This is a genomic window from Streptomyces sp. CNB091, from assembly GCF_000377965.1.
Map to the genome: position 1 here is coordinate 53,605 of NZ_KB899018.1, position 9,894 is coordinate 63,498.

The following is a 9,894-nucleotide window of genomic DNA, read 5'->3' on the forward strand; positions in this document are numbered from 1 at the left end:
GCCAGGCGCAGGGGACCGGGCCCCGTGATCGTGGACTGCGCATCTGGCGGACTTCGTCACGGAAGGGGAACGCCGGAGCGGCAGGTCGCCGATACGGCGAGGGCGGAGTACATCGGCAGCTGCTGGGCGACGACTAATCGCACATCGACCCGCGCTACGTCGTGCAGCCCGCTCCGGCTCGCGCCGCGGCGGCCCTGCCCGCCGGGCAGATCCATGCCGGGGAGCACCCGTCGCCGGGAGAGGGGTTGCTGCCGGACCTGCCGACCTACCACCGCGCGACCCGCCCCGTCCGGCTCGTCCTCACCGGCCCGGCCCGGCCCGGTCGCCGGAGCGGGCAAGGCAACTCGACTGTGAGCACCGCAAAGCACTCCAGTTCGCGTAACGGCGGATCAGGCCCGATTCGGGCCGTGACCCCGCGCCGTCTGCTCCGATGCTGCCAGGCGCCGCAGGTCAGCAGACGTACGTACTGGGGCGCCTCATCAGGAAGCTCGAATTTCGCGGCTCACGGCGTGGAGGTAGTCGTCGATGGCTCGGTGATTCTTCGTGAGGCATTCGATCTTCTCTGCCATCCGGTCCCGTTCGTGTTCGAGTGTCGCGATCATGTCCGGGGTGACGTACGGCAGATGTATCGCCTGCGGACTGTCCAGGCAAGGAAGGATCTGCTTGATGATCCGCGTCGGCAGGCCGACGTCGAGCAAGCCCCGGACCTGCCGCACCCGATCGACAACGTAGTCCTCGTAGTGCCGGTACCCGTTAGGGAGCCGTTCGGACTCGATCAACTCTTGGTCCTCGTAGTAACGGAGCATCCGCACCGGCGTGTCCGTGCGCTGAGAAAGCTCCCCGATCCGCATCCCCCACCCCTTACGTCCGGGCTGCGATGCAACCGCACTTGACCCTCACACTAATGTCACACATTGATGATAACGATATGACACGAACGGATACGTCACCACCTCCTCCGGCCACTGAGACGCGGTTCCCCATCGCGGGTCTGCTGGCGCTGGCTGCCACAGGATTCATCACGCTCCTGACCGAGACGATGCCCGCCGGGATGCTGTCGCAGATGAGCCGCGACCTGGGAGTGAGTGAGGCGGCTGCGGGACAGAGCGTCACGGTCTTCGCGATCGGGGCGATTCTCGCGGCGGTCCCTCTGACGAGAGCGACGATCGGCTGGCGACGCAAGCACCTGCTGCTGTTCGCGATCTCGGGGTTCGCGATCGCCAACACTGTCACCGCCCTCTCCGACAGTTTCGCGCTCACCCTGGCCGCGCGGTTCCTCGGCGGCATCGTCGGCGGCATGCTCTGGGCGCTCCTTGCCGGATACGCTCGGCGGATGGTCCCCGCGCACCAGCGCGGCAAGGCCATGGCCATCGCCATGGCGGGCGGGACCGTTGCCCTGTCCGTCGGAGTCCCCGCAGCAGCGTTCCTCGCCAAGGTCGTCGAATGGCGATTCGCATTCGGGATCATCACGCTGGTGACTCTCGCGCTGCTCGTATGGGTGATCGCCAGCGTTCCGAACTTCCCCGGCCAATCCAAGGGCGCACGACTGCCGCTGCTCCACACGTTCCGCCTACCCGGGGTCGCCCCGATCCTCGTCGTGACGTTGACGTTCGTGTTCGCGCACAACATCCTCTTCACCTACATCGCCCCCTTCCTGGCCCCGCTCGGCATGGCAGGTCAGGTCGATTCGGTGCTACTCACCTTCGGTCTGGTTTCACTCGTGAGCATCTGGCTCACCGGCGTACTCATCGACCGGCACCTGCGCACGCTCATGATTCTCGCCTGCACGCTCCTGGCGACAGCCGCTCTCATCCTGAGTGTCTTCTCCGGTACCCCCGCTCTCGTGTACGCCAGCGCAGCCCTGTGGGGACTCGCGTACGGCGGTGCCTCAACCCTGCTGCAAACCGCGATCGCTGACGCCGCGGGTGCAGCAGGCGACGTCGCACAAGCACTTCTCACCACATGCTGGAACATCGGGATCGCCGCAGGCGGGATCATCGGCGGTATCACCCTCAACGTGCTGGGGCCTCCCTCCCTGGGCTGGATCACACTCGCGCTCCTGCTCCCCACGCTCGCTATCGTCATCGGCACACGTCGACACGGATTCACCAGCCGCACATGCGAATACGAGACCACCTCCGCACCGGATGCGTGACCATCGGACACCCGAGAACGGCGCGCAGGCGTAATCAGTGGCGTCTCCTCTTGCATCCGCCGCCAGGTAGCGAGCAACGAGACACAGAACCGTGGCAGGGGGATCGATACCGATGCGCACGCGCAAGGAGCGATCCTGACCCGCTGGGAGGTACGACCGGCAGGCGCGGGAGCATCAAGTCTTCTGCGCCTGCTCGCTCGGCTGCGGCACGGTTCGGGCTTTGAAGGTGAGCTGCACTCGCTCGGGCCGGAACCTCGCCCCACCATTCGGCAGCGGGAGGATGACGGCGAGGGCGTCCCCACGAGGCCACTGGGGCCTGCACTGCCGGACTCTGCGCAACAGCGGCCCCGCCTACCAAGTCCGGCACCGCGGACTCCAGCACTGGCTCACAGCCCACCTCCGGAAGTCGTCGTCCGCTTCCCACGCAGGTAGCGAAGGTGTTGCGCCACGACCTCCTGGACGGGGGCTGGCCGTCCCTGGCCCGGCGGAGGTCCCCGAGACCGTGCTCGACGAAGATGTCCACGCCGTCCGTGGCGATGCGCTTGGGGACGAGGCCGTACGGGGTGTCGAAGGTCTCCCGTACGGCTGCCGCCGCCTCCCTGATCTCGCTCATCCGCAGTCCCAAGGTCCTCAGGGACCACAGCACGTGGGCTGCTTCGGGCACTGCGATGAACGGTACGGAGGGCTGCCTCGTGCGCGTCGGCTCGACAGCGTGGACGAGCGGGGCCCTGCTGCCTTCTCGTTCAGCCAGCTCTTGAGAGTCGTGTAGGGGATCTCAAGGTGCGAGGACGTCTCGGTGGGTGTCAGGAGCCCGTCAGTGAATCGGTCGACCATGATCCACCTTTCGTATGCGGCTCCGCATCGCTGCACGCAACCTGGCCAGGGGCCGGCTGCTGACGCATGTTCAGTGAGCGGCGACCGCGTCGACGAAAGCGGTCCAGGCGGCGGCCGGCAGGACGAGGGCGGGGCCGTGGAGGCTCTTGCTGTCACGGACGGGGACGACGCCGGGGAATCCGTCCGCCACCTCCACGCAGTTGCCGCCTTCCTGGTTGCTGTAGCTGCTGCTGCGCCAGGCGGCGGTGGTCAGATCGGGACGGGATGCGGGTTCCACGGTGATCGGCCTCCAGTACGGGATCGGTCGAGCGTTACCAAGTGGGCGCGCGGGTCTATCCGGCGGTTACGATGCCGATGAACGCGGTCCAGACGGCGCTGGTCAGCACGAGGGCGGGGCCCTGGGGGCTCTTGCTGTCCCGGACGGGTACGACGCCGGGGAATCCGTCCGCCACCTCCACGCAGTCGCCGCCCTCCTCGTTGCTGTAGCTGCTCTTGCGCCAGGCGGCGGCAGTCAGATCGGGACGCGATGCGGCTTCCACGGTAAATCGGCCTCCAGTACGGGATCGGTCGAGCGTCACCAGGTGGGCGCGCGGGTCTATCCGGCGGTTACGGTGCCGATGAACGCGGTCCAGGCAACGCTGGTCAGCACGAGGGCGGGGCCGTGGGGGTCCTTGCTGTCACGGACGGGGACGACGCCGGGGAATCCGTCCGCTACCTGTACGCATTCGCCGCCCTCCTGGTTGCTGTAGCTGCTGCTGCGCCAGGCGGCGGCGGTCAGATCGGGACGGGACACTTGCTGCACGGTAGTCAGCCTCCAGCACGGATCGGATCAGGTCGAGCGAGGCGAGCGGCGGCAGTGCCATCGCCCTGAGGTCATCGTAGGTCAGCTCGAACCGTTCGACCTCGTCCGGTTCCTCGGTCAACTGGCCATAGTGCGCGCCCTCGGTGTAGGCGACATGGCTGCCATCGGGCATCACGAGCAGGGTCAGGGAACCGCCCATAGCGTCGTGCTCGCCTTGATCGAACGGCAGTACCTGGACCGTGATGTTGGGTTCCTCAGCCATCCTGAGGAGGTGCTCCAACTGGTCGCGCATCACGGTCGATCCTCCGACGGGGCGGCGAAGGACGGCCTCGTCCAGGATGATCCACAGCTCCGGACGGTCCGGGCCGGTCAGCCGGGTCTGGCGACCGAGCCGGGCCGCGAGACGTTCCTCCAAGTGCTCGTCGTCCCGCAGCGACCGGCTCGCGCTCAGCAACGCCTTCGCGTATGCCGGGGTTTGCAGCAGGCCGGGCACCACGTGTGCGGCGTACTGGCGCATCACCCTCGCGCGTGCTGAGTACGTGATGACCGCCTGCGACCAGTTCGGAAACGCCTCCCGGTACACGTACGGCCACAGATCGATCAGCAGGTCGTCCGCCACCAGCTCCCTGTCCAGGGCCCGGGTGAGCTCCAAGGTCGGTTTCGCCCCGGTCGCGCGCTCGATCTGGGCGATGCGGCTGCCGACCACATGCGTGAGCGCGCCCACGTCGGTCTGGGTGAGTCCTGCCGCCGTACGCAACTTGCGTACGCGCGATCCGAAGAGCGCAGCCATGGAGGACTGCGGGTCAATGGGCTTGGCCACGACGCTACTTCCGTTTCTTACGGCCTTCGAGGTAAGGCGCTGTCACCTTCCGAGGCTAGGCCGCGCTGCCGACTCTTGAGTACGGAACGTCACGGAACTCGCACGTGTGGGTGACGTGAGGAGAGTCGAGCGAACGGATGGTCGGCATGACCGGCAAGAGGACGACCACGGCGGAGCAGGCAGAGCAGGCGGAGAGGGGCGATACGCGAGAAGCGGTCCGGCCCGTTCCGCGCGGCTTCGGGCTGACGGCCAACGGCTACGGCTCCCTGTCCCGGCAGTTCCCTTCCACGCCCCGGGGTGCGCGGCTCGCCCGCCTTTCCGTCGTGCGGCAGTTGGGTTACTGGGGGTTCGGTCCGATGACGGACGCGACGTGCTCGGTGGCCTTGGTGGTGGCGGAGCTGGCCGCCAACGCGGTGTGCCACGGGCGGCTCCGGGGGCGGAACTTCCATGTGCGGGTGGACTACGAAGGTCCCGCGAGCCGCTTCCGTATCGAGGTCTCGGACGCCGTGCTCGGCCGGACGCCCGAGGACCCGAAGCTGCCGCCGGAGGGTCAGGAGTCGGGGCGGGGCCTGTTCCTGGTGGAGTGCCTGGCGTCGCGGTGGGGGTGGGAGCCCCGGAACCCGATCGGGAAGACGGTGTGGGCGGAGGTGGCAGCTGTCCGGCCGGAAGGCGAGGGTTAGGAGGCGAGCGCGTCAGGCTCAACATCCCCCAAATGCAGGTCAGTTCGGAGGGCGCTCGTGGGATATTGGATGGCACTGCTCTGAGACGGGGGTCTTCCATGAAGAGTGCGCGGCGAGCGCCGTTCCGGGTGTGGCTGGTATGGCTTCTGGTGCCTGTGTTGCTGGCGGTGGCCGGCTGCGGGGCGTCCGGGCGCAGGGGCGGGGGCGGGGGGCCGGACGCGGACTCCGGCCGGCCGCCCGCCTCCTCCTCCGGGGCGAGGGATGGCGACGAATCGGGAGACTCGGGTGGTGGCCCCGGTGTCGAGTTCGGCGTGGATGTCAGCATCGGCGGCGGGAGCGGGGGCGCCGATGACGAGGGCTCGGGCGGTGACGGCGGAGACAGCGGCTCCGGCGGAGACAGCGGCTCCGGCGAGGACAGCGGCTCCGGCGGGGGCGGTGCGGTGGAGCCGCCGCCCGTGAGTGACCCGACGACGGAGGCGTTCCGGCGCGTACGGGCGGGAAGCTGCCTGCCCATCCACCGCACCGGGCCCGGTAGCGCCTGGAACGTCGACGTACCGCCCGAGGCCGTGTCCTGCGGCTCTAGTCGTGCCGGTCTCTTCCGTGTCACGCGGACCGGGGGCAGCGATGTCAGCTGTGAGACGGGCAAGGGCCGTACGTCCTGGAGCTACCACTCCCGCACGGGGGCCGCGAAGCTCTGCCTGGAACGGGTCTGGGTGAAGCGCTACTGCATCCTCGGCAACAACACCAGTGACGGCATGTCGCTGGGCACCACCACCGCCGTCGACTGCCGGGCCAAGCGCGTGCCCAAGCCGTACGACCATGTCCTGGTGGTCTCCGGCGTCTACCGTGCCCCGTCGGACGCCGGTTCCAAGTATTGCAGGGAGGGTTCGTCCGACCGGCGCACGTACTGGTCCCTGGTGGTAGCCAACCGCACGATCCTGGTCTGCTTCACCTACCCGAACTCCTGAGGGCGCTCCGCGCCGGTCCTGGGCGCGGTGTCAGGAGGTGTGCATGATCTGGATCAGGTTGCCGACGGTGTCGTCCAGGACCGCCGTGGTGACGGTGCCCATCTCCGTGGGCTCCTGAGTGAACCGCACACCGAGCTTGCTCAGCCGGTCGAACTCCGCCTGTACGTCGTCCACGGCGAAGGCGGTGGCCGGGATGCCGTCCTCGACCAGGGCCGTCGTGTACGGCTTCACGGCGGGGTGCTTGTTCGGCTCCAGGAGGAGTTCGACGCCGTCGGGGTCCTCCGGCGAGACCACGGTCAGCCAGCGGTCCTCGCCGCCGACCGGGACGTCGTGCTTCTTCTGGAAGCCCAGTACGTCCGTGTAGAAGCGCAGGGCCTTCTCCTGGTCTTCGACGAAGACGCTGGTCAGGTTGATCCTCATGGGGTGCTCTCCGGTTCTTTCGGCCCGAGCCATCGGCTGACGATGTGCTCAAGGGGTTCGGTGTCGAGGTCGTGGAACTTGTAGCGACCCTGGCGGCGTGTGACGACGAGGCCCGCCGCTTCCAGGACGGCCAGGTGCTGGCTGACCGCCTGGCGCGACAGGCCCAGGCCGTGTCTGGTGGCCAGTCGCGCGCATATCTCGAACAGGGTCTGGCCGTTCCGTTCCGTCAGCTCGTCGAGGATGCGCCGCCGGGTGGGATCGGCCAGGGCCTTGAAGACATCGTCCGCCATGACTCCACAATAGGCAAGTAGGGACTTGCCTATCAAGGTGGGTCCGATTGCCGGGCTCGGTTGTCGATGACTCGCGGAGCGTCGGCCATGGAGGGTGCCGGAGAAGTAGGGGCGCCATGGCGAGCGGGGTGTCCCCGTCGCCGAGGCAGAACAACGTGACTCCCATGGGCCCCGCACGCGCGGGGACCGTGCCCGAGGGCGTACGTGTCCGAGTCCCCGTACGGGGCCACCCCCGCGTTCGCGGGGACCACTGCACCGGGAACCGCGTCTCGGTGACGAAGCCGGGACCACCCCCGCGTGCGCGGGGACCACGGGGCTTGCCCAATTGGGCAAGAACGATCTTGGGGGCCACCCCCGCGTTCGCAGGGATCACATCCGGCTCATGTAGGCATACAGAGTCACCACGGGACCACCCCGCGTGCGCGAGGACCACCTGCTCCAACAAGGCGAACTGGCCTGGCAGGCGGGACCAGCCCTGAGTGCGCGGGGACCACAGGCCGTCTCCCTTGGGGATGTTCACGTGCGCGGGACCACCCCCGCGTGCGCGGGGACCACACGGGTCTCAGCTCCGTCTTCCTGAACGTGTGGGGACCACCCCCGCGTGCGCGGGGACCACGTTCTCGTCGTAGGCAACGGAGGACGCTCTGCGGGACCACCCCCGCGTGCGCGGGGACCGTCCGTGGCCCCGCTCGAGTTCGCAGAACCGCTCGGGACCACCCCCGCGTGCGCGGGGACCGTAAGTGCCTGTTTCTGAGCTGGGCATGACATGACCACTGGCGGCGTCTGGGCGTTTGCCCAGCTCAGAATTCGAACGGCGGGGTTTGGGTGGCGGGGGCGGCTGGTCGACTGCCGCTTGGCACCGCACCCGGCTCATATTCGGGGCGGTGCGGCCCCGTCCTGCCAGCGGTAGAGGTCGCGCAGCAGGGAAATTTCGGCACCGTGATGGATCAGCTCCCTGTTGACGTGCAGGACCCTGTTCTCCATGGGAAACGACTCGGGACCCATCGCCGGCGGATTGTCTAGGTCGGCGTCCGAGAGTTCGCGGACCCCCGCGTTCCATCTCCCGTACATCTCATCGAGCTGTTTTAACGCCTCGTCAGCGGTCCCCGCGTAGGCGAACGCTTCGGCGTCGAAGTCCTGGCCGTCGAAGTACCATTCGACCCGATAGGCCAGGCACGAGACGATGATGTGCGCCAGCCGCCAGGCAATCGTGGTCACCGGCGCCGGCTCCGGGGCAGGGGGCGCGCAGTCCATCGTCCACTCCCCTGAACCCGCCGACGTCGATGCGGCCGACGTGCCACGTGGGCGGATGCTCCAGCAGTCGCGCACCGGCTCCCAGAAGTACTCCTCGTCGGTAAGACCGTCCAGCCGTGGCCGCAGGTTCTTGCGCCAGTACCAGTCCAACTGCTCCGCGAGCCGCTCGCTTCTTGTCATTGCCGCACACTACAGATCCGTCGAGCAGAGCGTGCCGGCCTGGCGGACGCAGGACGACTCCGGCTATGCCGTCCGGCAGCGTGACCTGGGATTTCTGGGCAACAGGACACCGATCTCGATGTTGCCAGTTGCGCTGATGAAGTTGTCGTGGTGGTGCGAGAATTGGGCTGGCTTGAGGGCCAGGTGACTTCTCGGTGGCACTGCTGACCGTCAGTGCCGATCGGATCAGTCGCGGTGGGCTTCGCGGGACCACCCCCGCGTGCGCGGGGACCACGCACGCTCGGCGTTGCCCTGGTCGGCGTACTGGGGACCACCCCCGCGTGCGCGGGGACCACTCGGCTTGCTGGTTGCTCGCCATGACCACGAAGGGACCATCCCCGCGTGCGCGGGGACCACAGCATCCGCTCAAGGTTCTGCTTGACCGAGGGGGGACCATCCCCGCGTGCGCGGGGACCACCGAGCCGCGGTCGCCGACAGTCCCTGGCCCCTGGGACCATCCCCGCGTGCGCGGGGACCACGCGTCCAGTTCGATCCAGGCCGTTCCGGGGCCGGGACCATCCCCGCGTGCGCGGGGACCACACATCGCTGGGGACGACTCGGTCGCGGCCGGCGGGACCATCCCCGCGTGCGCGGGGACCACCGTACGGACAGCTCGGCTGCACCCGCGTCCAGGGGACCATCCCCGCGTGCGCGGGGACCACAGTTCGTGACCTGCGGGTCTATGCGTCCGAGGGGCTGTTTTTACCCACTTCTTGAGAAACGGACATATCTCCCCAATGTGGCAAACCGTCCTGGCCTGGAGTTGGGCATGTACAGGGGTGATTCTGCCCTCTGCCGGCCGCGTGCGGTATCTCGTCTCTGCAAGAGGAAGGGCGCTCGTCGTCGTGTTCGGTTCCAGGACGGCCAGGTGCTGGCTGACCGCCTGGCGGGACAGGCCCAGGCCGTGTCTGGCGGCCAGCCGGGCGCATAGCTCGTCCAGTGTCTGGCTGTTCCGTTCCGTCAGCTCGTCGAGGATGCGCCGCCGGGTGGGGTCGGCCAGGGCCTTGAAGGCATCGTCCGCCATGCCCCCACAATGGGCAAGTGGCGGCTTGCCTATCAAGGCGGGTCGCCGCCCTCTCGGCTCCCCGATCTCCCAGCTCGTCGCGGAGCAGCAGCAGAGCGCCCGGCCGGAGACGCGGGCATCCGCCGGGCGTTCGCTTGGGGGGGGTGCCTCTATGTCTTTCGTCAAGGGACCCTGTCGGGTTTGGGGTGGTTCAGCGTTGCTGGGGTTATGCGGCGAGCTCGACGTCCTTCGGCGTGCGGGGTTCGTAGAAGGTGCCGTCGCGGAGCATGGCGAACAGGACGCTGATGCGTTGGCGGGCGAGGCGGAGGAGGGCTTGGGTGTGGGTTTTGCCGCGGGCGCGTTGCTTGTCGTAGTAGGCGCGGGAGGCCGGATCGGCGTTCATGCAGGCGAAGGCGGAGAGGAACATGGCGCGTTTGAGCTGCCGGTTG

Annotated in this window: 10 protein-coding genes, 3 pseudogenes and 2 CRISPR repeat arrays; of the genes and pseudogenes, 3 read left to right on the plus strand and 10 right to left on the minus strand. The window is 68.2% G+C overall.

Features of this window, described 5'->3' with window-relative positions; all coding sequences use genetic code 11:
* Window positions 1-479 precede the first annotated feature (479 nt).
* Window positions 480-851: a MerR family transcriptional regulator gene (locus D581_RS0134815; RefSeq protein ID WP_018961740.1), complete on the minus strand. Its 372-nt coding sequence runs from the start codon at window positions 849-851 to the stop codon at window positions 480-482.
* Window positions 852-928: 77 nt separating this feature from the next.
* On the opposite strand from D581_RS0134815, the gene D581_RS0134820 reads away from it, so the two are divergent.
* Window positions 929-2,155 (plus strand): MFS transporter, encoded by a 1,227-nt coding sequence (locus D581_RS0134820; RefSeq protein WP_051114688.1) that lies wholly within the window; start codon window positions 929-931, stop codon window positions 2,153-2,155.
* A 904-nt stretch (window positions 2,156-3,059) separates the two neighbouring features.
* Here D581_RS0134820 and D581_RS0134830 read toward each other — a convergent pair.
* The 4 genes and pseudogenes from D581_RS0134830 to D581_RS0134840 form a co-directional block, all read right to left on the minus strand.
* Window positions 3,060-3,266, minus strand: coding sequence for a DUF397 domain-containing protein (locus D581_RS0134830; protein ID WP_018961743.1), 207 nt, complete (start codon window positions 3,264-3,266; stop codon window positions 3,060-3,062).
* A gap of 55 nt (window positions 3,267-3,321) precedes the next feature.
* Entirely contained in the window at window positions 3,322-3,528 is a 207-nt protein-coding gene (locus tag D581_RS0134835; protein ID WP_018961744.1) for a DUF397 domain-containing protein, read from the minus strand.
* 56 nt (window positions 3,529-3,584) lie between these two features.
* Window positions 3,585-3,698: pseudogene (locus tag D581_RS1000000142415) on the minus strand (DUF397 domain-containing protein); the annotation flags it as partial.
* Window positions 3,667-4,581 carry a Scr1 family TA system antitoxin-like transcriptional regulator gene (locus D581_RS0134840; protein ID WP_032753569.1) on the minus strand — a complete coding sequence of 305 codons (915 nt, stop codon included), beginning with the start codon at window positions 4,579-4,581 and terminating at the stop codon, window positions 3,667-3,669. The pseudogene D581_RS1000000142415 and the gene D581_RS0134840, both read right to left, overlap by 32 nt.
* Before the next feature lie 167 nt (window positions 4,582-4,748).
* On the opposite strand from D581_RS0134840, the gene D581_RS0134845 reads away from it, so the two are divergent.
* Together D581_RS0134845 and D581_RS1000000139175 are read left to right on the plus strand one after the other, a co-directional pair.
* Complete coding sequence (locus D581_RS0134845; RefSeq protein ID WP_018961746.1) at window positions 4,749-5,291, plus strand: ATP-binding protein; 543 nt, start codon at window positions 4,749-4,751, stop codon at window positions 5,289-5,291.
* 311 nt (window positions 5,292-5,602) lie between these two features.
* On the plus strand, window positions 5,603-6,259 hold the full coding sequence (locus D581_RS1000000139175) for a hypothetical protein (RefSeq protein ID WP_018961747.1): 657 nt from the start codon (window positions 5,603-5,605) through the stop codon (window positions 6,257-6,259).
* Between the two features lie 30 nt (window positions 6,260-6,289).
* Here D581_RS1000000139175 and D581_RS0134855 read toward each other — a convergent pair whose 3' ends face one another.
* The 5 genes and pseudogenes from D581_RS0134855 to D581_RS0134870 form a co-directional block, all read right to left on the minus strand.
* The gene (locus D581_RS0134855) at window positions 6,290-6,679 is read right to left on the minus strand and encodes a VOC family protein (RefSeq protein WP_018961748.1); all 390 of its coding nucleotides are present in this window, start codon (window positions 6,677-6,679) and stop codon (window positions 6,290-6,292) included.
* Entirely contained in the window at window positions 6,676-6,969 is a 294-nt protein-coding gene (locus tag D581_RS0134860) for a metalloregulator ArsR/SmtB family transcription factor (RefSeq protein WP_018961749.1), read from the minus strand. The genes D581_RS0134855 and D581_RS0134860 overlap by 4 nt, the downstream gene beginning before the upstream one ends.
* Window positions 6,970-7,434: 465 nt before the next feature.
* Window positions 7,435-7,708: a CRISPR direct-repeat array (repeat unit 29 nt).
* A 131-nt stretch (window positions 7,709-7,839) separates the two neighbouring features.
* Window positions 7,840-8,403, minus strand: coding sequence for a DinB family protein (locus D581_RS0134865; RefSeq protein WP_018961750.1), 564 nt, complete (start codon window positions 8,401-8,403; stop codon window positions 7,840-7,842).
* 245 nt (window positions 8,404-8,648) lie between these two features.
* Window positions 8,649-9,104: direct repeats of the CRISPR family, unit length 29 nt; unit sequence GGGACCATCCCCGCGTGCGCGGGGACCAC.
* A 191-nt stretch (window positions 9,105-9,295) separates the two neighbouring features.
* Window positions 9,296-9,466 (minus strand): annotated as a pseudogene (locus D581_RS1000000140405) (helix-turn-helix domain-containing protein); the annotation flags it as partial.
* A 205-nt stretch (window positions 9,467-9,671) separates the two neighbouring features.
* Window positions 9,672-9,894: pseudogene (locus D581_RS0134870) on the minus strand (IS110 family transposase); the annotation flags it as partial.